Source organism: Bradyrhizobium sp. S69, from assembly GCF_009766005.1.
Classification (GTDB): Bacteria; Pseudomonadota; Alphaproteobacteria; order Rhizobiales; family Xanthobacteraceae; genus Bradyrhizobium.
The window spans coordinates 43,637-67,180 of record NZ_LMUK01000027.1; the positions used below are offsets into that span (position 1 = coordinate 43,637).

Annotated in this window: 22 protein-coding genes; 8 read left to right on the forward strand and 14 right to left on the reverse strand. The window is 62.9% G+C overall.

Annotation, left to right across the window (positions count from 1 at the left end):
• Positions 1-5: 5 nt before the first annotated feature.
• From GSQ88_RS10695 to GSQ88_RS10730, 9 genes are all read right to left on the reverse strand, one after another.
• Positions 6-203, reverse strand: a complete 198-nt coding sequence (locus GSQ88_RS10695) for a hypothetical protein (RefSeq protein ID WP_502706717.1) — start codon at positions 201-203, stop codon at positions 6-8.
• 39 nt (positions 204-242) lie between these two features.
• Positions 243-1,640 (reverse strand): NAD(P)(+) transhydrogenase (Re/Si-specific) subunit beta, encoded by a 1,398-nt coding sequence (locus GSQ88_RS10700; protein ID WP_159007711.1) that lies wholly within the window; start codon positions 1,638-1,640, stop codon positions 243-245.
• Positions 1,637-1,780 carry a hypothetical protein gene (locus GSQ88_RS35200; protein WP_210253783.1) on the reverse strand — a complete coding sequence of 48 codons (144 nt, stop codon included), beginning with the start codon at positions 1,778-1,780 and terminating at the stop codon, positions 1,637-1,639. Before GSQ88_RS35200 ends, GSQ88_RS10700 begins: the two co-directional genes overlap by 4 nt.
• A gap of 11 nt (positions 1,781-1,791) precedes the next feature.
• The gene (locus GSQ88_RS10705) at positions 1,792-2,109 is read right to left on the reverse strand and encodes a proton-translocating transhydrogenase family protein (protein ID WP_159007712.1); all 318 of its coding nucleotides are present in this window, start codon (positions 2,107-2,109) and stop codon (positions 1,792-1,794) included.
• Between the two features lie 11 nt (positions 2,110-2,120).
• Positions 2,121-3,248 carry a Re/Si-specific NAD(P)(+) transhydrogenase subunit alpha gene (locus GSQ88_RS10710; protein ID WP_159007713.1) on the reverse strand — a complete coding sequence of 376 codons (1,128 nt, stop codon included), beginning with the start codon at positions 3,246-3,248 and terminating at the stop codon, positions 2,121-2,123.
• Positions 3,249-3,396: 148 nt separating this feature from the next.
• The gene (locus GSQ88_RS10715) at positions 3,397-3,549 is read right to left on the reverse strand and encodes an aa3-type cytochrome c oxidase subunit IV (protein ID WP_159007714.1); all 153 of its coding nucleotides are present in this window, start codon (positions 3,547-3,549) and stop codon (positions 3,397-3,399) included.
• A 96-nt stretch (positions 3,550-3,645) separates the two neighbouring features.
• Positions 3,646-4,032, reverse strand: coding sequence for a type II toxin-antitoxin system death-on-curing family toxin (locus tag GSQ88_RS10720; protein ID WP_159007715.1), 387 nt, complete (start codon positions 4,030-4,032; stop codon positions 3,646-3,648).
• Complete coding sequence (locus GSQ88_RS10725; protein ID WP_159007716.1) at positions 4,029-4,301, reverse strand: AbrB/MazE/SpoVT family DNA-binding domain-containing protein; 273 nt, start codon at positions 4,299-4,301, stop codon at positions 4,029-4,031. Before GSQ88_RS10725 ends, GSQ88_RS10720 begins: the two co-directional genes overlap by 4 nt.
• A 910-nt stretch (positions 4,302-5,211) precedes the next feature.
• Positions 5,212-7,107, reverse strand: a complete 1,896-nt coding sequence (locus GSQ88_RS10730; RefSeq protein ID WP_159007717.1) for a M3 family oligoendopeptidase — start codon at positions 7,105-7,107, stop codon at positions 5,212-5,214.
• A gap of 137 nt (positions 7,108-7,244) precedes the next feature.
• Between GSQ88_RS10730 and GSQ88_RS10735 the strand changes: the two genes are divergently transcribed.
• From GSQ88_RS10735 to GSQ88_RS10745, 3 genes are all read left to right on the forward strand, one after another.
• The gene (locus GSQ88_RS10735) at positions 7,245-8,756 is read left to right on the forward strand and encodes a sigma-54-dependent transcriptional regulator (RefSeq protein ID WP_159007718.1); all 1,512 of its coding nucleotides are present in this window, start codon (positions 7,245-7,247) and stop codon (positions 8,754-8,756) included.
• A 388-nt stretch (positions 8,757-9,144) separates the two neighbouring features.
• Positions 9,145-11,328 carry a L,D-transpeptidase family protein gene (locus tag GSQ88_RS10740; protein ID WP_159007719.1) on the forward strand — a complete coding sequence of 728 codons (2,184 nt, stop codon included), beginning with the start codon at positions 9,145-9,147 and terminating at the stop codon, positions 11,326-11,328.
• 307 nt (positions 11,329-11,635) lie between these two features.
• Positions 11,636-13,255 carry a peptidoglycan L,D-endopeptidase MepK gene (locus tag GSQ88_RS10745; RefSeq protein ID WP_246735223.1) on the forward strand — a complete coding sequence of 540 codons (1,620 nt, stop codon included), beginning with the start codon at positions 11,636-11,638 and terminating at the stop codon, positions 13,253-13,255.
• A gap of 222 nt (positions 13,256-13,477) precedes the next feature.
• Here GSQ88_RS10745 and GSQ88_RS10750 read toward each other — a convergent pair whose 3' ends face one another.
• The gene (locus GSQ88_RS10750) at positions 13,478-13,747 is read right to left on the reverse strand and encodes a DUF2312 domain-containing protein (RefSeq protein ID WP_159007721.1); all 270 of its coding nucleotides are present in this window, start codon (positions 13,745-13,747) and stop codon (positions 13,478-13,480) included.
• Positions 13,748-14,098: 351 nt separating this feature from the next.
• Complete coding sequence (locus GSQ88_RS10755; RefSeq protein ID WP_159007722.1) at positions 14,099-14,401, reverse strand: DUF1244 domain-containing protein; 303 nt, start codon at positions 14,399-14,401, stop codon at positions 14,099-14,101.
• 210 nt (positions 14,402-14,611) lie between these two features.
• Between GSQ88_RS10755 and GSQ88_RS10760 the strand changes: the two genes are divergently transcribed.
• The gene (locus tag GSQ88_RS10760; RefSeq protein ID WP_159007723.1) at positions 14,612-15,274 is read left to right on the forward strand and encodes a DUF1036 domain-containing protein; all 663 of its coding nucleotides are present in this window, start codon (positions 14,612-14,614) and stop codon (positions 15,272-15,274) included.
• Positions 15,271-16,707: a pyruvate kinase gene (gene pyk / locus GSQ88_RS10765; protein ID WP_159007724.1), complete on the forward strand. Its 1,437-nt coding sequence runs from the start codon at positions 15,271-15,273 to the stop codon at positions 16,705-16,707. The genes GSQ88_RS10760 and pyk overlap by 4 nt, the downstream gene beginning before the upstream one ends.
• A gap of 282 nt (positions 16,708-16,989) precedes the next feature.
• On the opposite strand, the gene GSQ88_RS10770 is transcribed toward pyk, so the two are convergent.
• Positions 16,990-17,910 carry a LysR family transcriptional regulator gene (locus GSQ88_RS10770; RefSeq protein ID WP_159007725.1) on the reverse strand — a complete coding sequence of 307 codons (921 nt, stop codon included), beginning with the start codon at positions 17,908-17,910 and terminating at the stop codon, positions 16,990-16,992.
• A gap of 176 nt (positions 17,911-18,086) precedes the next feature.
• Here GSQ88_RS10770 and GSQ88_RS10775 point away from each other — a divergent pair, with 176 nt between their 5' ends.
• Positions 18,087-18,959 (forward strand): NmrA family NAD(P)-binding protein, encoded by an 873-nt coding sequence (locus tag GSQ88_RS10775; RefSeq protein ID WP_159007726.1) that lies wholly within the window; start codon positions 18,087-18,089, stop codon positions 18,957-18,959.
• Between the two features lie 42 nt (positions 18,960-19,001).
• The gene (locus tag GSQ88_RS10780; protein ID WP_159007727.1) at positions 19,002-19,829 is read left to right on the forward strand and encodes an aldo/keto reductase; all 828 of its coding nucleotides are present in this window, start codon (positions 19,002-19,004) and stop codon (positions 19,827-19,829) included.
• Positions 19,830-19,907: 78 nt separating this feature from the next.
• On the opposite strand, the gene GSQ88_RS10785 is transcribed toward GSQ88_RS10780, so the two are convergent.
• Together GSQ88_RS10785 and GSQ88_RS10790 are read right to left on the reverse strand one after the other, a co-directional pair.
• The gene (locus GSQ88_RS10785; protein WP_159007728.1) at positions 19,908-20,333 is read right to left on the reverse strand and encodes an OsmC family protein; all 426 of its coding nucleotides are present in this window, start codon (positions 20,331-20,333) and stop codon (positions 19,908-19,910) included.
• Positions 20,334-20,791: 458 nt separating this feature from the next.
• Entirely contained in the window at positions 20,792-21,466 is a 675-nt protein-coding gene (locus GSQ88_RS10790) for a TetR/AcrR family transcriptional regulator (RefSeq protein ID WP_159007729.1), read from the reverse strand.
• Positions 21,467-21,892: 426 nt separating this feature from the next.
• Between GSQ88_RS10790 and GSQ88_RS10795 the strand changes: the two genes are divergently transcribed.
• Entirely contained in the window at positions 21,893-23,419 is a 1,527-nt protein-coding gene (locus tag GSQ88_RS10795; protein WP_159007730.1) for a hypothetical protein, read from the forward strand.
• Positions 23,420-23,544 lie beyond the last annotated feature (125 nt).

The following is a 23,544-nucleotide window of genomic DNA, read 5'->3' on the forward strand; positions in this document are numbered from 1 at the left end:
CTCAACTAGGCAGGCACCATGCACCAAACTGGCGGGACCGTCAGCCGGCTGAAGCATCTATAACCCAACGCGATCGGGATGACGGGATCGCGGCTGCCGTGCGTGATCAGCAGCGGCACGGTGACGCGCGCGATGCGTTGGTCGGAGCGGAACTGGTCCCGTAGCAGCAGGCGCACCGGTACCAGGCGAAACAGCGGCAGCAAGCCGGCTACGCCGGTTCCGAGCGAGAATCCCCAGAGACGTCACATCGCCTTGACGATATTCTCGGTCATCTTCTTGGCGTCGCCGAGCAGCATCATGGTGTTGTCGCGATAGAACAGCGGATTGTCGATGCCGGCATAACCCGACGCCAGCGACCGCTTGATGAACATCACGGTGCCGGCCTTCCAGACCTGCAGCACCGGCATGCCATAGATCGGCGAGGTCTTGTCGTCTTCCGCCGCCGGATTGGTGACGTCGTTGGCGCCGATCACGAAGGCGACATCGGCCTGGGCGAATTCGGAATTGATGTCCTCGAGTTCGAACACCTCGTCATAGGGCACGTTGGCTTCGGCGAGCAGCACGTTCATGTGGCCCGGCATGCGGCCGGCCACCGGATGAATGGCGTATTTCACCTCGACACCCTCTTTCTTCAGGGTATCGGCCATTTCGCGCAGCGCGTGCTGCGCCTGTGCCACCGCCATGCCGTAGCCGGGCACGATGATGACCTTCTGCGCGTTCTTCATGATGAAGGCGGCATCGTCGGCCGAGCCGAGTTTTACCGGGCGCGCTTCGCCGCCCGGGCCGCTCGCAGCGGCGGTCTCGCCACCAAAACCACCGAGGATCACCGAGATGAACGAACGATTCATCGCGTGGCACATGATGTAGGACAGGATCGCGCCGGAGGAGCCGACCAGCGCGCCGGTGATGATCAGCGCGGAGTTACCGAGCGTGAAGCCGATGCCGGCGGCGGCCCAGCCGGAATAGGAGTTCAGCATCGAGATCACGACCGGCATGTCGGCGCCGCCGATCGGGATGATCAAGAGCGCGCCGAGCGCCAGCGCGATAATCACGATCAGCCAGAAGTCGAGCGCGCTGCCCGACATCACCAGGCCGACGATGAAGACCACCAGCGCGATGGCGAGCAGGATATTGATGAGGTGGCGTGCCGGCAGGATGATCGGCGCGCCGCTCATGCGTCCCGACAGCTTCGCAAACGCGATCACCGAACCGGTGAAGGTCAAAGCGCCGATGGCGACGCCGAGCGACATTTCGATCAGGCTCTGCGGATGGATGTTGCCGGTCGTGCCGATGTCGAAGGCCTCGGGCGCATAGAACGCCCCGGCAGCGACCAGCACCGCGGCCATGCCGACCAGCGAGTGGAATGCTGCGACCAGTTCCGGCATCGAGGTCATCGGCACCCGGCGTGCAATCACAGCGCCAATGCCGCCGCCGATCGCGACGCCAAGGATCACCAGCACCCACGCCATGCCGTCGGCCGGCGGATGCGCCGCCAGCGTGGTGGCCACCGCGATCGCCATGCCGATCATGCCGAAGAAATTGCCCTGCCGGGACGTGGCGGGGCTGGATAACCCGCGCAGCGCCAGGATGAACAGCACGCCGGCGACGAGATACAAAACTGAAGACAGATTGGCGTTCATGATTGGCGCGCTCCCCCGGCACCTTCGTCATGCCCGGCCTTGTGCCGGGCATCCACGTCTTGCTTTATCTGCTCACGGCATTCGTCGATGGCCGGGTCAAGCCCGGCCATGACGAGCGAAAGCACTTTGCGACCAGACATCGACGTGCAACTCACTTGGCTTTCTTCTTGTACATCGCCAGCATGCGCTGGGTGACCAGGAAGCCGCCGAAGATATTCACGCAGGCAAAAATCAGCGCGACGAAGCCGAAACCGCGGGCCCAGCCCGAACCGCTCGAGATCATGCCGACGCCGACCGCGAGCAGTGCGCCGACCACGATCACCGAGGAGATCGCGTTGGTCACCGACATCAGCGGCGTATGCAGCGCAGGTGTCACCGACCACACCACGAAATAGCCGACGAATACGGCGAGCACGAAAATCGAAAGCCGGAACACGAACGGATCGACGGCCTGCGCGATATGATCCATGGCTTCGCTCCTTATGCTTTCGGCTGGAAGTTCGGATGAATGACGGCGCCGTCTTTGGTCAATGCGGTGGCCTTGACCAGTTCGTCATCCCAGTTCACCGCCAGCGCCTTGGTCGATTTGTCGACCAGGGTTTCGATGAACGAGAACAGATTGCGCGCGTAAAGGCTGGACGCCGAGGCCGCGACCCGGCCGGCCACGTTGGTGTAACCGACGATCTTGATGCCGTCGACATCAGCGACTTCGCCGGCCTTGGCGCCCTCGACATTGCCACCGCGTTCGACCGCAAGATCGACCAGCACCGAGCCCGGCTTCATCGATTTCACCATGTCGGCGGTGACCAGCTTGGGCGCCGGACGGCCCGGAATCAGCGCGGTCGTGATGATGATGTCCTGCTTCTTGATGTGCTCGGCGGTGAGCGCGGCCTGCTTGGCCTGATACTCTTTCGACATTTCCTTGGCGTAGCCGCCGGCGGTCTGGGCGTTCTTGAATTCGTCGTCCTCGACCGCGAGGAATTTGGCGCCGAGGCTCTCGACTTGCTCTTTGGTCGCGGGACGTACGTCGGTCGCGGTAACGACGGCGCCGAGCCGCCGCGCGGTGGCGATGGCCTGCAGCCCGGCGACACCGACGCCCATCACGAACACTTTTGCCGCCGGAATGGTGCCCGCCGCGGTCATCATCATCGGAAAGGCGCGCCCGAAAGCTTCAGCCGCCTCGATCACCGCGCGATAGCCGGCGAGGTTGGCCTGGCTCGACAGCACGTCCATCACCTGCGCGCGGGTGATGCGCGGCATCAATTCCATCGCAAACGACGAGATGCCGGCATCCGCCATCGTCTTCAGCGCGGCGTCGTTGCCGTAAGGGTCCATGATCGCGATCACCAGCGCGCCGCGCTTGTAGTTCGCAAGCTCGGAAGCCTCGGGCCGCTTCACCTTGATGATGATATCGGCGTCCTTGACCGCGTCGGCGCTGATGGTCGCGCCTACCGCGGTGAATTCAGAATCCGGCAAGCCGGACTTGATGCCGGCACCCGGCTCGACCGCGATATCGACGCCCAATGCCTTGAACTTCTTCACGGAGTCGGGGGAAGCTGCGACCCGCGGTTCGGACGGATCGATTTCCTTGGCGACGGCAATCTTCATGGGGCCTCCGGCGGCGCAACAGACGCGCGCGCGAACAAGCTAGCGCTAATTCCGCTGCGATGGATACCGGTTTCGCAACCGGAATACGGGCAAAACTATTCTGATCGCGCCGCCGCACTGCAGCGCGACGGTACAAGCCAAGAACGGATCAGGTCAGGAAGATCGCCATCATGGCGACGATGAAGATGACGGCGGCCGAGCCGAACTTCACCAGCTTGATGAAGCCTTCATAGGTCTGCTCATGGGCCGGATAGTCGTTGCCGTCGGCGGTGGTGTAGGCAACTTCGTTATGGTCTGACATCGGTGTCCCCAGTCGATATTCTCAATCTCGCGTCGAAATACCGCAAAGCCGCTGGCAGGGCAACGGCAGGCGGGGCGGTATCGGTCACTTATCGGGTCATTCGGCCGGCCAATTGTCCCGAATCCAGCGGGTCAGGCTTGCCTCGCTAACCTCGCCGGCGGCGAGGGATAGGATCATGGCCGCGGCCTCCGCTTCGGGCACGACGAAATCCACACCGTTCACGCCGAGAAAAGTGTACAGCGCCAGCAGCGAAGTGCGTTTGTTGCCATCGACAAATGGATGATTGCGCGCAATGCCAAAGGCATAGGCTGCCGCCAATTCAGCGAGTTCGGACTGCTCATACGACCATCGGTTTTTCGGCCGGTCGAGCGCCGACTCGAGCATACCTTCATCGCGCAAACCGCTTGCCCCGCCGTGGATCGTGAGTTGCTCGTCGTGTATTGCAACAACCATCTGGCGGGTAAGCCAAAATGGCTCGGTCATTTTGCAAGCTCGGCCAAGGCATTGTGGTAGCGCTTCATGCCACGACGGGCGACTTCCATCGCTTTTTCAAAATCCGGGTCGTGAGGCGTTAGTCGAAACCCGCCATCAGGTGTGAGCGTCGCATATAGCTTGTCGCCAACGCCCACATTCATCCGCGCAAGCACATCCTTTGAAAGTATAATTCCTGAGGAATTACCGATCTTCTTGATCTCGACAGTCCCGATCACCTGACCACGGGCATCTGGAACAATTTTGGCTTGCTCATTCATGGCATTAGCTCCGTTATACAGGTTGTATAACAGAATCACGCGACCCGTTCAACAGATGTTTTACAGCCCTCGCAGCCCTCAGACACGCCTCCGCGCCCTCGCGGCGCCAAACGCCCGAGTTGCGATCAAGGCTCCCTCAAAACTGAGAGGGCGCAGGCGACCCTCGAAGAGAGGGCGCAGTGCGACCCTCGAAGAGAGGGCGCAGGGAAGACCGGGTGCGCGCTGCACCCGAGGTCTCATGTGCAAAGGCAATAAAAAAAACGCACATGAGCATACAGGTTCAGCGGAAACACTCCGGCCTTCCCTGCGCAATGGTTTTACGACTTATATCGTGCTCTCCCCGGCGAGACTTGGCTTGTTTGTCACCGTCATTCCCAAGAAGCATGAGCTCCTTGGGAACTTGACACCGGCCATTGGGGCGTCAGGACCACACGACTTCGCCGTCCGCTTGAGCCACGCTCGTCAGTCGCAGCTTTCGCGTCCATCGCACCCCACCGCACGTTCGTGACGATCGCGAGCCGCCCCTCTCATCGGGTGGGATAAGCAATGGAAGACGCGATTTGGGTCAAAAACCAAGCGGAATATTTTTCGAAACGGGGCTGGACAGGATTCCGCGTGCGAAGGTGATTTGCCCGTCGGGCAAATCACCGAAATGCCGTCAAGGTTTATGTGAGCGCTCGTTGTGTTTTTCTTCTCTTGAAGGCGAAGTTCGTAGGGTGGGCAAAGCGTCCACATCCGCTGTAGCTCAACGCGCGAAGGTGCAAGCGTGCCCACCGGGCGAGCGCGTCGCGTTGATGGAACGGTGAGCATGGCGCAAGGCGCCTTTACCCACCCTACGAACTCATCGCATCGCGATTTAGATGTGCTTTTCTTCCTTTGCGGGAGAAGGAAGCGAAGCTGGCCGGCTCGCTCAATTCATCCCTTCCAGTTCGTCGATCATGCCTGCGATCACCGACAGGCCGCCGTCCCAGAATTTCGGGTCCTTGGCGTCGAGGCCGAACGGCTTGAGCAGTTCGGAATAATGCTTGGTGCCGCCGGCTGAGAGCATCGCCAGATAACGTTCGGCAAAACCGCTCTGGGCGTTTTCGTAGACCGCGTAGAGCGAGTTCACCAGGCAATCGCCGAACGCGTAGGCGTAGACATAGAACGGCGAATGGATGAAGTGCGGAATGTACATCCAGAAATTCTCGTAGCCCGGCCGGATGTCGATCGCGGGGCCCAGGCTCTCGCCCTGCACGCTGAGCCAGATCTCGCCGATCCGCTCGGCGGTCAATTCGCCGTTGCGCCGTTCGGTATGCAGCGCGCGTTCGAACGAATAGAACGCGATCTGCCGCACCACCGTGTTGATCATGTCCTCGACCTTGCCGGCGAGCAGCGCCTGGCGCTGCCTCGCGCTTTTGGTCTCACCCAATAATCGCTTGAAGGTCAGCATCTCGCCGAACACGCTGGCGGTCTCGGCGAGCGTCAGCGGCGTCGGCGCCATCAGCGCGCCATTTTTCGCCGCCAACACCTGATGCACACCATGACCGAGCTCATGCGCCAGCGTCATCACGTCACGCGGTTTGCCCTGATAATTCATCAGCACGTAAGGGTGCGCCGACGGCGTCGTCGGATGGGAGAATGCACCCGGCGCTTTTCCCGGACGCACCGGCGCATCGATCCAACGATCGGTGAAAAACCGCTCGGCGATATTGGCCATCTCGGGCGAGAACCCGCGATAGGCCGTCAGCACCATGTTTCTGGCATCGGGCCAGGCGATACTGCCGGTGGCGGCAAACGGCAGCGGCGCGTTGCGATCCCAATGCGCCAGCTTCTTCTGTTTGAACCAGCTGGCCTTCAGCCGGTAATAGCGATGCGACAGCCGCGGATAGGCCGCGCGGACCGAGCTCACCAGCGCATCGACGACTTCACGCTCGACGCGATTGTTCAGATGCCGGGAATCCGCGACATCGGCAAAGCCGCGCCAGCGATCGGAAATTTCCTTGTCCTTGGCGAGCGTATTGGTGACCAGCGCAAAGGTCCGCTCGTGGGCCTTGAAGGTTTTCGCCAGCGCCTGCCCCGCCGCCTTGCGCTTTTGCGGACTGCGATCCTGCAAGAGATTGAGGGTCGGCTCGATCGCCAGCTCGCGGCCAGCGACCTTGAAGCGCAGGCCGGCAATGGTTTGATCGAACAGCCGGTTCCACGCGGCATAACCGCTCTGGGATTTTTCGTGAAACAACTGCTCGACGCGGTCTTCCAACTGGTACGGCTTGTCCTTGCGCAGGTCTTCGATCCACGGACGATAATGGCCGAGCTCGGGCGTCTGCATGGCGTGGTCGATCGCGGCATCGTCGACCCGGTTGAGTTCGAGCGCGAAGAACAGCAAATGCACCGACGCCGCGGTCAGCCGCTCGGAAACGTCGCCGTAGAATTTCGTGATTGCGGGATCGACGCTGTCGCCGGCATGCGCGAGGCCCGCATAGGATCCGAGCCTGCCGGCGAGATCGTCGATCGCCTCGTAACGCCTCACCGCTTCGGCCAGCCAGCTGCCGCCGCCCTCGCCGGCGATGTGTTCGGCAAGTCTACCTTTGTAGTCGGTCTCGAACGCAACGCATTCGGTGTCCATCCTCGCGAGGTCACGGGCGATTTCCGGCGCGCCGATGCCGGAATAAAGGTCGGCCAGGTTCCATTCCGGCAGCTTGCCGGCCTTGTTCCTGGTCGCGCTCTTGGTCACGTTCTTGACCGCATTCTTGGCGGGCTTTTTCGCGGTGGCGGATTTACCTTGAGCGGTCGACTTGCGGAGGGCGGATGAAGAGCGCGCGTTCATCTGGTTCGAGCCTGTATGTGCGTTTTGACCTGAAACGGTCGGGCGAGGACGGAACGCCAACGTTTAAGAGGGCGTTAATCGGCTTCGGCGAGAGTGCCCCGATTCGAGACAGATAGTTGTAACGACCGAGGAAAGCCATGGTTGCCTGCATTTTGATCGTTGATGACGATGCCGTCCAGCGTCGCTTGGTCGAAAACATGGTGCAGAAATGCGGCTATGAAGCGCTCGTGGTCGACAGCGGCGATGCCGCCATCGCCGCGCTGACCGCACCCGATGCGCAAACCATCGATGCGGTCGTGCTCGATCTGGTGATGCCCGGCCTCGACGGCATGGGCGTGCTGGCCAAAATCCGCGACGCTGGTCTCAATGTCCCCGTGATCGTGCAGACCGCGCATGGCGGCATCGACAATGTGGTGTCGGCGATGCGCGCCGGCGCGATGGATTTCGTGGTCAAGCCGGTCGGCCTCGAACGGCTGCAGGTCAGCTTGCGCAATGCGCTGAACGCCAGTGCGCTGAAGGGCGAGTTACAGCGCATCCGGCACAGCCGTGAAGGCAGGCTGAGCTTCACGGATATCGTGACCCGCAGCGAAACCATGACAAGCGTGCTGCGCACGGCGCAGAAAGCCGCCTCCTCCACCATCCCGGTGTTGATCGAAGGCGAATCCGGCGTCGGCAAGGAGCTGTTCGCGCGCGCCATCCACGGCAGCGGCGACCGCAAGGCCAAACCGTTCGTCGCGGTCAACTGCGGCGCAATCCCCGACAATCTCGTGGAGTCGATCCTGTTCGGCCATGAGAAGGGCGCCTTCACCGGCGCCACCGAGCGCCACATGGGCAAGTTCGTCGAAGCCTCCGGCGGCACGCTGTTTCTCGACGAGGTCAGCGAATTGCCGCTGACCGCGCAGGTCAAGCTGCTTCGCGCGTTGCAGGAGGGCTCAGTCGAGGCGGTCGGCGGCCGCAAGCCCGTGAAGGTCGATGTCCGCATCGTCTCGGCGACCAACCGCAAATTGCTCGACCGGGTCAAAGCCGGTCAGTTTCGCGAAGATCTGTTCTATCGCCTGCACGTGCTGCCGCTGACGATCCCGCCATTGCGGATGCGGCGCGAAGACATCCCGCATCTGTTGCGGCATTTTCTGGCGCGATTCTGCGCCGAGGAAAATCGTCCGATCACCGGCATCAGCGGCGAGGCCATGGCGCTGCTGTCGCAACTCGAATGGCCCGGCAACATCCGCCAGCTCGAGAACGCGGTCTATCGCGCCGTGGTCATGAGCGAGACCGACCAGCTCGGCATCGACGACTTTCCGCAAGGCCTGCAAACGCAAGGCGCGCTGGAAGCGCGCAACATGTTGGTCGAACCGCTGATTATCGGGCCGGATTCGCATCCGACCGCGCCCGCCATGATCTCCGGTAACGATATACCTATCGTGCCGTTACCGTCGGCCGGCATGCTGACGATGCTGACGGCTTCGGGCGAAGTCCGGCCGCTCGAGGAAATGGAGACCGAGATCATCCGGTTCGCGATCGCGCATTATCGCGGGCAGATGTCCGAGGTCGCGCGCCGCCTGAAAATCGGCCGCTCGACGCTGTATCGCAAGCTCGACGAAGCCGCCGCCAACGATCCATCGGCCGGCACCGCCGGTGATGCGAGCTGACGGCGGGGCACAGCTCCGGGCCGGAACCTTTGAACCGTGTCTTGGCGGTGACAGACAAAGGCTAAAGCGCGTGGCAAAACTACGCCATCCGTTGCAAAACGGGCATTTGGAAGTCAGTTTGTCGTGAGTTGCCCCGTACCGCGCTGGCTGCATAATGGGCGCGCGTGTATCGTCTGCGTATGAATCGTTGCGTGCAGGCGTAACTGGTTGCAGGCGTAACATGTTGAACGAGATTTGGAGCGAATTCAGACGCGAGCCGTAGCTGTCACTGAATCCGCGAGAAACCGATCCGGCCGGCACTTTGGCGAAAGCTGAAAGCAGAAGCTCAAGACCGGCGATTAACTAGGACTGCTCCATGCCGGGGCGGTTCCACCCAAGGGGTGCGATAATGCGAGACTGTTTGAAGAACCGCAGCGGATTTGACCGCGTGCTGATGGCGGTGGCGGCGACTTTCCTCACGGTGTCCGCGACCTCGGCGCTGGCGCAGAGCGATCCGGCCCGTAGCAACAGCGCCGCAGAGCTCGCGATCGACGCGGCCGTGCCGCGCCCGGAACCCGCCAACGTCCCGCCCCCGACCGCCAACGATTTCAAGTCTGATACCGTTAAGGCCGATACGGCGATTTCTCCGCCTACGGCGCCCACGGCCAACGCCGCTGCGACGAAGCCCACGGAGGCCAAACCAGCCGATGTCGCCACCGCGCCGGCGCCCGCCGCTGCCAAGCCTGATGTGGCCACCACGGAACCGGCGAAAGTCGAACCTGCCAAAACTGAAGCTAGCAAGACTGAACCCGCCAAGAGCGATACCGCGACCACTGCTCCGGCCGCCGAGCCGGTCAAGGCCGCCAGCAACGTCCCGGCCGCCGATCAGCCGGTCGCCGACAAGCTGCGCGACCTGTTCGGATCGAAATCGTTGCGCTATTTCGACCGCAAGGCCGAACGCGCCGTGGTGGAAAAATTCTACACCGCGCGCGACTTCGCGCCGTTGTGGACCCAGGGCGGCACGCCGACCGAGGCCGCCAAGGGCGTCATCGCGCGCCTCAAGGACGCCGCCTCCGACGGCCTGAACGCCGCCGATTATCCGGCGCCGGATTTTGCCGCCGCGACCACGCCGGACGCGCTGGCCGAAGCCGACCTCAAACTGACCGACAGCATGCTCGACTATGCGCGCCAGGCGCAGAGCGGCCGGATGCACTATTCGCAGGTCTCGGGCGACATCCAATATCCCGAGCACCCGACCGATCCGGCCGAAGTGCTGACCAATGTCACGTCGGCCAAGGACGCATCCACAGCGCTCGACAGCTACAACCCGCCGCAAAAGCTCTATCGCGAATTGAAGGCGAAGCTCGCCGAATTGCGCGGCGTCGGCAACGGCCCGGTGGTCGAAATCGGGCAAGGCCCGGTGCTGAAATTCACAGCCCCCGGCAAAAAGCAGCAGGCCGCCGCCGTGATGGAAGATCCGCGGGTGCCGCAGCTTCGCGCCAAGCTCGGCGTCAGCGAGGACGCCGACGATACGCATTACGACGCCAAGGTCGCCGAGGCCGTGCGTAAATTCCAGGAAAGCGCCGAACTGCGGCCGACCGGCGCCCTCGACGATCAGACCGTCAGGGCTCTCAACAATCCGAAGCGCGACAAGCAGATCGATACTGTCGTCGTCAATATGGAGCGCTGGCGCTGGCTGCCGCGCGACCTCGGCGCGCCCGCGATCGGCGACGCCTATGTCATCCTCAACATCCCCGACTACACGCTCAAGGTGATGCAGCACGGCGCGCAGGTCTGGACCACCAAGGTGGTCACCGGCAAGCCGGGCATTCATGCCACGCCGCTTTTGACCGAGACCATGAAGTACATCACGGTCAACCCGACCTGGAACGTGCCGCCGTCGATCGTCTATGGCGAATATCTGCCCGCCTTGCAGCAGGACCCGACCGTGCTGCAGCGGATGGGATTGCGGCTCGATCGCAATCCCGACGGCAGCGTCCACATCTCGCAGCCACCGGGCGAAGCCAACGCGCTCGGCCGTATCCGCTTCAACTTCCCGAACAAGTTCCTGGTCTATCAGCACGACACCCCGGACAAATATCTGTTCGCCAAGGATGAGCGCGCCTTCAGCCATGGCTGCATGCGGGTGCAGAACCCGGATCAATACGCCGCCGTATTGCTCGGCATCACCCAGCCGAACGAGCATTACACGGCCGACAAGATCCGCAGCATGTACGGGCACAGCGAGATCGACCTGAAATTCCCGGTCCCGGTCCCGGTCAACATCACCTACCAGACCGCGTTCGTTGACGACGCCGGTAAGCTGCAGATCCGCAAGGACGTCTACGGCCGCGACGCCACCATGGTCGCGATGCTGCGCAATGCGCATGGCAAGGACATGGAAAACATGGTGGCGCATTCTCAGCCGAGCTATTCGCATCCGGTTGGCAATCTGCCGACGTCGGTGAACTATGCCAGCGCCGGCTCCTCCGGCCCGTCGTTCTTCGAGCGGCTGTTCGGCGGCCCCAGCGTCGCCCCGGCACCGCCCCCGGGCCGCCGGCCGGTTCCGCCGCGGAATGTCTACACTCGCTGATAAGGACCGTTTCGGTCCTTATCGGATATTCCCCAACAAGATCAACGGTCTCGCCAACGGCGCGAGACCGTTAACGTTAACCATTCTCCATCTCGATTTAATCGGTGGGCTATTTTTCGCCACACTCCCCGAGTTAGGTTAAGGCCTGACGTTGGGGGTGGGGCGCAAGTCTCGTTAGTTAAGTCTCGTTGGTTAGTTCTCGTTGCCCGTCCCACTTGAAGCTTTTGCCTTTCGCCGCGCGGGGCTGTGAAAGGATTTCGCGATCGGTCGGAACTGCTCCGGTTGATCGTCTTGGGTGGGCTCATACGTGCTGGCTGGTTTCGCACGCCAAATCAACTCGCTGTCGTTGCCGAAAGCCGGAACCAGTTTCGGCCTGACATGCTTGTTGCTGCTCGCCGGCGCCGGAACGGTGCATGATGCCGCCGCGCTGAACGAAACCCGCACCCTTTCGTTCCATCACACCCATTCCAACGAAGACCTCACCGTCACCTTCAAGCGCGACGGGCGTTACGACGAAGCCGCGCTGAAAGAAATCAATCACTATCTGCGCGACTGGCGATCCCAGGACCAGACCGTGATGGACCCGCATCTGTTCGACATCATCTGGGAAGTCTACCGCGACGTCGACGGCAAGAAGCCGATCCAGATCATTTCCGCCTATCGCTCGCCCGCCACCAACGCCATGCTTCACCGCCGTTCCTCCGGCGTGGCCCGCTTCAGCCAGCATATGCTCGGCCATGCGATGGATTTCTTCATTCCGGGCGTGCCGCTTGAGCAGATCCGTTTCGCCGGCCTGCGGCTGCAGCGCGGTGGCGTCGGCTTCTATCCGACCTCGGGATCGCCGTTCGTGCATCTCGACACCGGCAGCATCCGGCACTGGCCGGGCATCAGCCGCGATATGCTCGCCAAGGTGTTCCCTGACGGACGCACCGTGCATATGCCCACCGACGGCAAGCCGATGAAGGGCTATGAGCTCGCCCGCGCCGACATCGAAGCCCGCGACGGCAACGATGGCGCTTTGAAGAAGAGCAGCCCGAGCCTATGGGCCAGGTTGTTCACGCATAAATCGAACGACGATGAGGACGACGAGGCGGTCTCGACGCCGGTGCCGACCGCCCAGCAGGTTGCCGACGCGGCCTCGGCGATATCGGCGGCCAACAAGGCGGCCGACGCCAAATCCGCCGATACTAAATCCGCCGAAGCCGTAACGACGCCGCGTGCAAAACCCTCCGCGTTCCAGTTGGCCTCGGCCGACATGCAGGTGGCGCAGCCCGCGAAGCCGAAAGTAGCGGTATCGGCCAATACGGCTGAGGCAAGCCCGCAATCGCCGGCCGATATCATCAATGCCCGCGGCTTCTGGGGCGATGCCGCGGCCGCGCCGAAGCAGGCAACGGCCGCACAGGTCGCAGCCCTGAAGGCGCGCCAGGCGGTAACGCCGGCCGATCCGCAATCGACCTCCAGCATTCCCGCAGCGTTCCAGGCGCTGGCCTACGCGCCCGCCGCCAACTCACCGGTCGACCGCGCCAATATCGTCGCCGCCAGCGCGCCGATCCCGCGCAGTGCGCGGCCGGCACCGCGCAACGCGGCTGCGACCGCAACCGGGATCAACAGCGTCGCCAGCAAGGGCGCGCAGGGTCAGGATGGCGTCGTCGCCACCTCGACGCGGATTGCCGCGGCCAAGGGCAATGACGTCTGGCTGCGCGTCGTGATGCTGGCGCCGAGCGCCAGCAGCTCGATGTTCACCACGGTGCTGGGCGATACCGATATGAGCTTGATGCGGGCTTATTTCATCAAGCCGCAGGCCATGGTCGCGATGAGCTTCTCGGATGATCCGCAGATGGGATTGCAGAGCGAGCACTTTACCGGATCGACCACCGCGCGGCTGCAGACGACATCCTTCGTGCTGCAGACCGCCTCGCTGCATTGAGCGCGTAGCGTAAATTCACACGGCTTCGATACGCTCGGCGTCGTACTCGCGTTCCACATATTCGGCGGCGTCCTCGCGCACGCGAGGACCCATAACCCCTGGCATCGCCAGTAGGGCATGGAGCAAGCTCCAACAATCTCGTAAGCGCCGGTGGCTATGGGTCCCGGCGCAAGGCCGGGACGACGAGAGTTTGGTGTGGCGAAGGGGCTTTGCGTGCCCGCCTCACAGCATTCCCAACGCCTGCATATAGGTCTCCAGGATGGTTTCCTGCTCGGCGCGCTCATTGGCGTCCTGCTTGCGCAGGCGGACGATGGTGCGCAGCGCCTTGACGTCGTAACCGTTGCCCTTGGCCTCGGCATAGACGTCGCGGATGTCGTCGGAGATCGTCTTCTTTTCTTCTTCCAGCCGCTCGATGCGCTCGACGATGGCCTTGAGCTGGTCCTTGGCGAATTTTGTCGCGGGCTCTTCCTGGAGAGCAGCAGAGGTGGCCATCGGGTACTCCTGGGGAACTGACGGTTGAGGCTGAAAGATCAAGCGCCGCACGCTTTGCCGCGCGGCGCTTTTCTGCAAATGACCCTCAAGATCGCGGAGGCTGGCGTCAAGGCACCATCGCAATCATCCACAGCGCGCCCACAGGAGAAACATCTATTCGGGGTTCGCGTCGTTCTGTGCCGTCATGGCGAGGAGCCGCCACCACTTGGACGTCATCCTGAGGTGCGAGCCCTTGCGAGCCTCGAAGGATGTTGTTCCGCGCAGTGCGTGCAGCCATCCTTCGAGGCTCGCCAAGAGGCTCGCACCTCAGGATGACGATGTGCGCGTAGCCGGCGTTTCAAGACCGTCTGCCTAATGCCCGCTGTGAGCCTTCTTCATCGCCGCGAGCTGCTCGGGGCTGGCGGTGCCCTGATAGGTCGCCTTCCAGATCTCGTAGGGCATGCCGTAGATCGCCTCGCGGCTCTCGTCCTTGCTGATCGCGACGCTGTTGGCGTCGGCTTCCTCTTTCATCCAGTTCGACAGGCAGTTGCGGCAGAAGCCCGCCAGATTCATCAGATCGATGTTCTGCACGTCGGTGCGCGAACGCAGATGCTCGACCAGCCGCCGGAACACCGCGGCTTCCAATTCTGTTCTGGTTTTGTCATCGATTGCCATATTGCACTCTCGGGCGTTCGCACCGGCTGTCCGGGGCAGGATCATGAATATTAAGTGGGCGCTGTCACAGAATTTGCCATATCGCAGCGCAAACAGGGTACCCTTCGGTAAGGATTCGACTGCCGATTGCGTGATCGGACCGCCTCGACCGTTGACAGCCACCGTCGGCTCACGCGAAATCGTCAAGGAATACTGATATAGCCTGGCTAAATGATCGCTGAAACTCCCCACCGCCGCCATCCCCCCTCCGCTCGCCTGATCGCCGGTTTGCTGCCAGCGCTGGCGCTTGTGGTCGCATGCCTGTGGAACAATTCCGCCGCGGCGGACTTTCGCCTCTGCAACAACACCGCAAGCCGGGTCGGCATCGCGCTCGGCTACAAGGACGCCGAGGGCTGGACCACCGAGGGCTGGTGGAACGTGTCCTCGCGCAGTTGCGAAACCCTGCTGAAGGGCACGCTGGTCGCACGGTATTATTACATCTATGCGCTCGATTATGACCGCGGCGGCGAGTGGTCGGGACAGGCGTTCATGTGCTCACGCGACAAGGAATTCACCATCAAGGGCACCGAGAATTGCCTGGCGCGCGGCTTCGACCGTACCGGCTTCTTCGAGGTCGACACCGGCGAACAGCGGGCCTGGACCGTGCAACTGACCGAAACCGGCGAACAGCAGCCGGCCCAGAAGGTGCCGGGTCTGCCGGGAACGGTTGACCCGAACAGACCGGGCGGAATCCCGGGCATGGCGCCAGGCGGCGCAACACCCGGCCTGCCCACCCCACCCGCGCCTCCGGGCAAGTCTGGTCCACCACCGGCCACGTCAGGACCGCCACCAGCCACGTCAGGACCGGCACCGGCGCCCGGAAGCAAACCATGAGACGTCTTCGCCGCATCAAGATCCTTGCAACGCTTGGCCCCGCTTCCTCCGACAGCGCCATGATCCGAAAGCTGTTCGAGGCCGGCGCCGACGTGTTTCGCATCAACATGAGCCACACGCCGCACGACAAGATGCGCGAGCTGGTCAAGACCATTCGCAATGTCGAGTCGAGTTATGGCCGGCCGATCGGGATTCTGGTCGACCTTCAAGGGCCGAAGCTGCGGCTGGGCTCGTTCGCGGATGGCGCGGTGCAGTTGCAGAACGGCCAAAGTTTTACGCTGGATTCCGACAAGACGCCGGGCGACGGCACCCGCATTCAGCTTCCGCATCCCGAAATCCTCGCCGCGCTCAGACCGGGTCACGCGCTGCTGCTCGACGACGGCAAGGTGCGCCTGATCGTCGAGGAAGCCTCGCCGGACCGTGCCGTCACCCGCGTCGTGATCGGCGGCAGGATGTCCGACCGCAAGGGCGTCAGCCTGCCCGATACCGATCTGCCGGTATCGGCGATGACGCCAAAGGACCGCGCCGACCTCGAGGCCGCGTTGGTCACCGGCGTCGACTGGATCGCGCTTTCCTTCGTGCAGCGCGCCGAGGACGTGATCGAGGCCAAGAAATTGATTCGCGGCCGCGCCGCCGTGATGTCGAAGATCGAAAAGCCGCAGGCGATCGACCGGCTGCCGGAAATCCTCGAAGCGTCCGACGCCTTGATGGTGGCGCGCGGCGATCTCGGCGTCGAGCTGCCGCTGGAGCGCGTGCCCAGCCTTCAGAAGCAAATGACGCGGCTGGCGCGGCGCGCCGGCAAGCCGGTGGTGGTCGCGACCCAGATGCTGGAATCGATGATCCAGAGCCCGGTCCCGACCCGCGCCGAAGTGTCCGACGTGGCCACCGCGGTCTATGAAGGCGCCGACGCGATCATGCTGTCGGCGGAATCGGCCGCCGGCAAGTTTCCGGTCGAGGCGGTCTCGACCATGAACCGCATCGGCGAGGAAGTGGAGCGCGACCCGACCTATCGCGGCGTGCTCAATGCGCAGCGCGCCGAACCGGAGCCGACCGTCGGCGACGCGATCGCCGACGCCGCGCGGCAGATCGCCGAGACGCTCGATTTGTCGGCGATCATTTGCTGGACCGATTCAGGATCGACCGCGTTGCGGGTCGCGCGCGAACGGCCGAAGCCGCCGGTGGTTGCGATCACACCGAACCTCATCACCGGGCGAAAATTGTCGGTGGTGTGGGGCGTGCATTGCGTGGTCGCCGAAGACGCCCAGGACCAGGACGACATGGTCAACCGCGCCGGCTCGATCGCCTTCCGGGATGGCTTTGCCAAGGCCGGCCAGCGCGTGATCATCGTCGCGGGCGTGCCGCTCGGCACCCCCGGCACCACCAACATGGTGCGCATCGCCTATGTCGGCCCCAACAGCGACGCGGATACCTGAGCACGGCAAAGCGGGATCACGCCGGCACTCAGCGGGATGAGTTTTGTTTGAGTCAGCGAGCGGGCCAGTTCGTCACCTCGCCCAGCAAGAGAGCCTGCGAAGCAATCACCGACGTCATCCCCGGGATGAACGCAATTGCGTTCACCCGTGAAGTGCGAGCTCTTGCGTGCCTCGAAGGATGGCTGCAAGCACCGAGCTGAACACCATCCTTCGAGACGCGGCCCAGCGGCCGCTCCTCAGGATGACGGTTCCGGTGTGTCCCGGCGAACAGCGACACTGGACTCAGCGGCGCGAAATTGACCCGTCTTGAACGGCTATTTCCTGCACGAAATCGAGGAAAGCCCGGACCTTTGCCGGCGGCAGATGCCGGGAGGGATGATAGGCATAGAGCGGATAGCGTTCGTCGGACCATCGGGACAAGATCTGCACCAGCGCTCCCGCCGACAGCAAGGGTTCGAGGCCGATCGCCAGTTTTTGAAACACGCCCTGGCCGGCAACACATGCCGCCACAGCCGCCGAGGGGTCGTCCATCATCAGCCGACCCGCGGCATTGATGTGAATGATCTTGCCACGGCGATGAAATTCCCACGGAAAGGCACGACCGGTCTGCGGATCGCGAAACAGCACGAGTTCGTGGTGGACGAGATCGTGAGGCGTCGCCGGCTCGCCGTGCTTCTCGAGATAGCTTGGCGCGGCGCAGGTCAATATGGCAGTTTCGAGCAGCTTACGAGCGATCAGGGATGAGTTGTCCGGTGGCCCAAAACGGACCGCGACGTCCACCCCGGTCATCATCTCTTCGCGATAGTTGCTGGTCATGAGGTCGACCGACAGCAGCGGATACCGCGCCATGAATTGCTGCAATTTCGGCGCCAGCACCATCCGCGCGAACCAGGGATCGACGGACACGCGCAGCCGGCCACTGACCACCGTGGCCGTCCCAGCGGCATCGGCGGCGGCCTCTTCCAGACCGGCCAGCAGCGGAATCACCTGGGTGTGAAAGCGGCGCCCCTCCTCGGTCAGGGTCACCTCTCTCGGATTGCGATTGAAGAGCCGCACCCCGACCCGGGTTTCGAGGCGTGCCACGGCGCGGCTGACGCCCGAAGGCGTCAAGCCAAGCATTTCCGCGGCCCTGGCGAAGTTACCGGTCTCGGTCACCGCGGCGAGCACGCCCGCGCCGGTCAACAGCCGCGTATCGAAGCTCATGGCGAACTCCCGTCAATCCACCCGCCCCCCGGATAGTGATTTTGAGTCATCATAACACTGATCTTAATGCGCGTGAATCACCTCATCGCGGCGACTAGAAACATTCGCAGCGCTTCCGCCGGGAGCCCGGGCTGACCTGAGCCAGCCTTTTCACGACAATCATCGGGAGCAACCTCATGTACGCAATCACCGGCATTACCGGCAAAGTGGGCGGCGAGGTCGCCCGTCATCTTCTCGCCAATGGCCAGCCCGTTCGCGCCGTGCTGCGCGACCGGGCCAAGGCCGCCGACTGGGCGGCGAAGGGCTGCGACATCGCGATCGCGGACATGGCGAACGCAGAACAGCTCGCCGCCGCGTTCGCGGGCACCCAAGGCGTCTTCATCCTGCCGCCCTCGGACTTCGACCCTGAGCCTGGCTATCCCGAAGCGAAGCGGGTGATCGATCAGGTGACCCGCGCGCTGATGACGGCCCGGCCGCAAACGGTCGTGTGTCTATCGACCATCGGCGCAGACGCGCCGCACGACAATTTGCTGACGCAGCGCACGCTGATGGAGAGGTCGCTGAACGCGATCGACCTCCCGGTCAGCTTTCTGCGGCCCGGCTGGTTCATGGAGAATGCGCTGTGGGACGTCGCGTCGGCACGGGACGAAGGCGTGCTGCGGAGCTTCCTGCAACCCGCCGGCAAGGCGTTCCCGATGGTCGCGACCAGGGATGTGGGCCGCGTTGCCGCCGACCTGCTGCGACAGCACTGGGCCGGAACGCGGATCGTCGAACTCGAAGGCCCCGCCCGTGTATCGGCGAACGATCTGGCCCAGGCCTTTGCCGCGGTCCTTGCGCGGCCCGTGCGCGTCGAAATCGTATCCCGCGAGAGCTGGGAGGGGCTGTTTCGCGCCCAGGGCATGAAGAATCCGCAAGCCCGCATCCGCATGCTCGACGGCTTCAACGAAGGCTGGATCGAATTCTCCGACCAGGGCCGCTCGGCGGTGAAGGGCGACACGGCTCTGCTTGAGGTCATCACGGCGCTGGTGGCCGGCGGCGCGGCAACCTGAGCGCGCGCCGATTTGCACAGAACCTTTGCAAGGAATGGTTTCATGAAGATGATCAGGACCCAGGGAATAGACATCCCCCATCTCGGCTTCGGTACGTTCCGGATGCCGGGAGGCGACGCGCAGCCCGTGGTGGAAAGCGCCATCGCGCTCGGCTTCCGCCATATCGATACGGCCGCGATGTACGAGAACGAAACCGCCGTCGGCGCGGCGCTCGCGGCTTCGGGCATGGCGCGCGAGGAGCTGTTCGTCACCACCAAGGTCTGGCACGACCAACTCTCGCCGGATGCCCTGCACCGGGCGTTCGATATCAGCCGCGGCAAGCTCGGGCTCGATTATGTCGACCTCTACATGATCCACTGGCCGAACCGGGACATGGACATGGCGGCGACGCTGGAAGCCTTGATGGAGTTGCGCCAACGCGGCCTGACGCGGGCGATCGGCGTGTGCAACTTCAACCTGCCGATGATCCGCCGCGCCGTCGAACAGATCGGCGCGCCGATTGCCAGCCATCAGGTCGAGTACCATCCGTTCCTGTCGCAGGCGCCGATGCTGGCCTATCTGCGCAGCAAGGCCATTCCGCTGACCGCCTACGCGCCTCTCGCGCAAGGCCGCGCGGCGAACGATGCCACGCTCGCCGCCGTCGGCAGCAAGCATGGCGCGACCGCAGCCCAAGTGGCCATCGCCTGGCTGTTGGACCAGCAGGGCGTCATCGCGATCCCGAAGGCCGGCCGGCCGGAAAGCCAGAAGGCCAATCTCGACGCGCTCGGCATTTCCCTGGACGACGAAGATCGCGCCGCGATTGCGGCGCTGCCGAAAGACCAGCGTTTTGTGCGGCCACCCTTTGCGCCAGAGTGGGATGCTGTGGTGTGAACGGCTGCGGGCGAGCAAAGAGCGCGGTCATTCCGGGCACACGCGCTCGCGCGGGCGAACCCGGAATGACTTACTTGATCAGAGCAACGTCGCGTCCAGGGTGATCTTGGTGTTCAGCAGCTTCGACACCGGGCAGCCGGCCTTCGCCATGGCGGTCAGTTCGGCGAACTTTGCTTTGTCGGTGCCGGGAATCTTGGCCTGCAAGGTCAGATGCACCGAGGTAATGGCAAAACCGTCGGCCACCTTCTCGAGCGTGACGTCGGCCTTGGTCTCCATGTGTTCGGCGGTGAGCTTGGCCTCGCCGAGAATCAGCGACAGCGCCATGGTGAAGCAGGCCGCGTGGGCAGCACCAATCAGCTCTTCGGGGTTGGAGCCCGGCTTGCCTTCGAAGCGGCTGGCGAAGCCATAGGGATAATCGCTCAGCGCGCCGCTCTTTGTCGAGATTGCGCCCTTGCCGTCCTTGATGCCACCCTGCCATTTGGCGGAACCTGATGTCGTTGGCATGTGTCGCTCCTTGCGTTGGCTACATTGGCTGTCGATCGCCGCTTGCACGGCGGACCGCTGCACGTTAGCGGCATCGATGCGTCAAAGTGATGTCGCGGCGCTGCCCGTTATGGTCTGCGCCAGAGCCTTTTGTACCTGGAATCACGAGTCGCTATTGCCGCCCATCCTTCGAGACGGCCGCTTTGCGGCCTCCTCGGGAGCGGCGAAGCCATCTCGACGTCATCCTGAGGTGCGAGCTCTTGCGAGCCTCGAAGGATGGCCGCACGCACTGCGCTGAACACCATCCTTCGAGACGCGGCGAAGACGCCGCTCCTCAGGATGACGGCGGAGATAGCTTCACAGTCTCTCAGGATGAGGTGTAACTCGTTGAAGCACAACGACCTCATGCTGAGGAGCGAGCATCGCGAGCCTCTCGAAGCATGGACAACAGGCGACTCATAAATCTCTCATAGTCGACGTTACGCGCCGACCAGCGCTTTCGCCGGCAGCACCGCCTGCACTACGAGGCCGCGGGCACGGGCGTCCATCACGCCGACCGCGCGCAGTGCCAGCAGCGTGACGGTTTGAACGGCGTCGCGCAGCTTGGCCGGGTCTTCCATATTGTCCGGCGCCAACGGCCCGACGAGAGCTTCATGCAGCGCGCCAAGCAGCGCGGTGGCGGCCAGCGCGGTATCCTGCGCCGGCAGATGCCCGGCGCGCACCGCGGCTTCGATCCGGGCGCTGATCTCGCCGGCGATCTCGCGGCGGCTGGCGATCCGCGACGCCGTGACATCGACATCGACCGGTTCGGCCAGAATGCCCCAGGCCAGCTTGCGCTGCGACAGTACGTGCACGGCCACCGTGGTAACGGCCGCGGCCAGCGCCGAGGACGGCCCGGGTGCGGCGTCCGCGGCGCGGCGGATCGCTGCGAGTTCGTCGCGCGAGACGTCCGCGATCAGCTCGGAAATCAGGTCCGCCTTGGAGGGGAAGTAACGATAGACGGTTCCGGCGGCGACATTGGCCCGGATCGCGACCGGCGCGATCTGCACCGCGGCCATGCCGCCATCCGCTGCGGCATTGCGCGCCGCCGTCAAAATGGCGCTACGCCGCGCCGCAAGCCGTTTCACCACCTGATGGGTTCGCCGATAGACCATGCCCGCGCTTCTCTTCCCTGGCGCGGATCCCAGGCCGTATTGGCCCGGCCGGGCTGCCCGCGTCTTGATGTTTTTGGCGGTTCGGCACGAACCGCTTTAAAGAACTGAACAACTATTCACACCGGATGACAAGGCTCATTGGAAGCTTTGAACGCATGGCACCGTTGATCGCAGGCCGGCCCGCGCTCGGGGGTCGCCCGGGCGTGACAGCGGGTGTTCGCGGAGGGCGTGCGCCGGATTGGCCTGTGCAGGCATGGTGTTAACCATAGAAATTCGCGGGGCGGCACCTATCGAACGGCACAACTGAACGATTAATCAACGTTAGATAGGTCACCTTGAGCGGCGATGGTTTGCAGTGGGCCATGCAGACCCGAAAGCATGCAGAGCCCGCGGCAGGCTCGCTTCGCTCGCGAGGGGACTTCATCGATGGACGCGCTGGCGGTTTGGGGCGACTCCAAGTCTGACGACAAGGCTGACAATAAGTCTGACAAGGAGCCGACGACGATCAGGCCGTACTTGCAGCCGCACTTGCAGAGGTATGGAATCTATCTCTGCCTGATTTCATTCGCGTGCGTGTATTATCTCGCCAACGCGCCGGCCCTGCTTTTCCATTATGATTTAGGATGGCACCTGGCCGCCGGAGACCTGATCAGGGAGCGCGGCGATATTCCGTTCCAGGATCCGTGGTCGTTCACCCTCGGAAACACCCGATGGTACAATCTTTCGTGGCTATGGGACGTGATTGCCAGCGTCGTATTTCAATATACGAAACTTGGCGGTCTCACCTTGTTTACCGTCGCGTGCGGCGCAGCCATCGTCGGATATCTGACGTCCGCCGGCTTGCGCAGCGGCGCCTCGGCGACGGCCGTCTGTATTGCGGTTTTATCCGCGTGTTTGCTGTATCCGTCGTTTGCGACCGCCCCGAATATCTACCTCGCCGCTTCGCCGAACACCTGCACGATGCTGTTTTGCGTCATTTTCTACCGGGAATGCCTGAACAGAACGAGATGTCTTTGGCTGCCCGCGATGATGGTGCTTTGGACCAATTTGCATGGCGGCTTCCTGCTCGGTTTTCTCATTCTCGGTGTTTTTTGCGGCACCGCGTTGCTGAGACGGGATTGGAAAAGTTTTAAGATCTACGCGCTCGCCGGCGCCGGCTGCTTCGTTGCGATCTTCATCAACCCTCTCGGCTGGCACATCTACTATGGCGTCACGGCGACACTGGGCCACTTCGTGCAAGCCTACATCACCGAGTGGTGGTCTTATTATCGGAACATGACCATGCCGGGGAGCATTCCCGGCGTCGTCTATATTTTGGCGTTTGTCGCGCTCGAACTGCGCACCGGACGTTCTTCGACCATTCCCCTGGAGTCGCGGCTGCTGTCCTGGCTCTTCTTGTTTCTGGGGCTTTATCAATTCAGATACATCGCCTTCTTCTTTATATTCTCGACAGTGCCGTTGGCGCTTCACATCGATCGGCTGCTGCCCAAAAGGCTGAATGATTTTGAAGTCCGAAAAGCCTTGTGGGCCGGCGCCATCATTGGCGCGTGCGCGCTGCCGTTGACTTTCATGCGGATAGAACCGGCTCTTGGGCTTCCGGAGATGCTGTCAGAGCAGGACGCCGTCTATCTTCAAACGCACTTTTCGCATGCGCGGATTCTGAACCACTGGAATGTCGGCGGTCTCCTGATTTTCCGCACCCGGGGCGCCGTGCCCGTGTTCGTGGATGGCCGTGCCGCGACCGCCTATCCGGATAGTTTGCTGCGCGACTATTTCACGCTGGTCCATATGGAGATCGACGAGGCCGCCTGGGACGCCGTGCTTGATAAATACAAGATCGATGCCGTGCTCTGGGTCAAGGCGCATGAACAGCTCAGACGGTTTCTCGTGGATAAGAGAGGCTGGAAGGAGCAGTACGCGGGAGCGTATGAGAGCCTGTACGTCAAGCCGTAACACGGACGCACGCGTTTTCGTGATGCGGACCGTTATCCACGGAGCTTGGGCGCGCATTCGCGCGACCCGTTGGCTTGAAAACGCCGTGGATTTCCACGACAGTCGCGCCGGCAATAACAAACGCC

Bases quoted from the DNA above. Each gene is read 5' to 3' on its own strand.
- GSQ88_RS10700 (WP_159007711.1), bottom strand. From the start codon at position 1,640: ATGAACGCCAATCTGTCTTCAGTTTTGTATCTCGTCGCCGGCGTGCTG.
- GSQ88_RS35200 (WP_210253783.1), bottom strand. From the start codon at position 1,780: ATGTCTGGTCGCAAAGTGCTTTCGCTCGTCATGGCCGGGCTTGACCCG.
- GSQ88_RS10705 (WP_159007712.1), bottom strand. From the start codon at position 2,109: ATGGATCATATCGCGCAGGCCGTCGATCCGTTCGTGTTCCGGCTTTCG.
- GSQ88_RS10710 (WP_159007713.1), bottom strand. From the start codon at position 3,248: ATGAAGATTGCCGTCGCCAAGGAAATCGATCCGTCCGAACCGCGGGTC.
- GSQ88_RS10715 (WP_159007714.1), bottom strand. From the start codon at position 3,549: ATGTCAGACCATAACGAAGTTGCCTACACCACCGCCGACGGCAACGAC.
- GSQ88_RS10720 (WP_159007715.1), bottom strand. From the start codon at position 4,032: ATGACCGAGCCATTTTGGCTTACCCGCCAGATGGTTGTTGCAATACAC.
- GSQ88_RS10725 (WP_159007716.1), bottom strand. From the start codon at position 4,301: ATGAATGAGCAAGCCAAAATTGTTCCAGATGCCCGTGGTCAGGTGATC.
- GSQ88_RS10730 (WP_159007717.1), bottom strand. From the start codon at position 7,107: ATGAACGCGCGCTCTTCATCCGCCCTCCGCAAGTCGACCGCTCAAGGT.
- GSQ88_RS10735 (WP_159007718.1), top strand. From the start codon at position 7,245: ATGGTTGCCTGCATTTTGATCGTTGATGACGATGCCGTCCAGCGTCGC.
- GSQ88_RS10740 (WP_159007719.1), top strand. From the start codon at position 9,145: ATGCGAGACTGTTTGAAGAACCGCAGCGGATTTGACCGCGTGCTGATG.
- GSQ88_RS10750 (WP_159007721.1), bottom strand. From the start codon at position 13,747: ATGGCCACCTCTGCTGCTCTCCAGGAAGAGCCCGCGACAAAATTCGCC.
- GSQ88_RS10755 (WP_159007722.1), bottom strand. From the start codon at position 14,401: ATGGCAATCGATGACAAAACCAGAACAGAATTGGAAGCCGCGGTGTTC.
- GSQ88_RS10760 (WP_159007723.1), top strand. From the start codon at position 14,612: ATGATCGCTGAAACTCCCCACCGCCGCCATCCCCCCTCCGCTCGCCTG.
- pyk (WP_159007724.1), top strand. From the start codon at position 15,271: ATGAGACGTCTTCGCCGCATCAAGATCCTTGCAACGCTTGGCCCCGCT.
- GSQ88_RS10770 (WP_159007725.1), bottom strand. From the start codon at position 17,910: ATGAGCTTCGATACGCGGCTGTTGACCGGCGCGGGCGTGCTCGCCGCG.
- GSQ88_RS10775 (WP_159007726.1), top strand. From the start codon at position 18,087: ATGTACGCAATCACCGGCATTACCGGCAAAGTGGGCGGCGAGGTCGCC.
- GSQ88_RS10780 (WP_159007727.1), top strand. From the start codon at position 19,002: ATGAAGATGATCAGGACCCAGGGAATAGACATCCCCCATCTCGGCTTC.
- GSQ88_RS10785 (WP_159007728.1), bottom strand. From the start codon at position 20,333: ATGCCAACGACATCAGGTTCCGCCAAATGGCAGGGTGGCATCAAGGAC.
- GSQ88_RS10790 (WP_159007729.1), bottom strand. From the start codon at position 21,466: ATGGTCTATCGGCGAACCCATCAGGTGGTGAAACGGCTTGCGGCGCGG.
- GSQ88_RS10795 (WP_159007730.1), top strand. From the start codon at position 21,893: ATGGACGCGCTGGCGGTTTGGGGCGACTCCAAGTCTGACGACAAGGCT.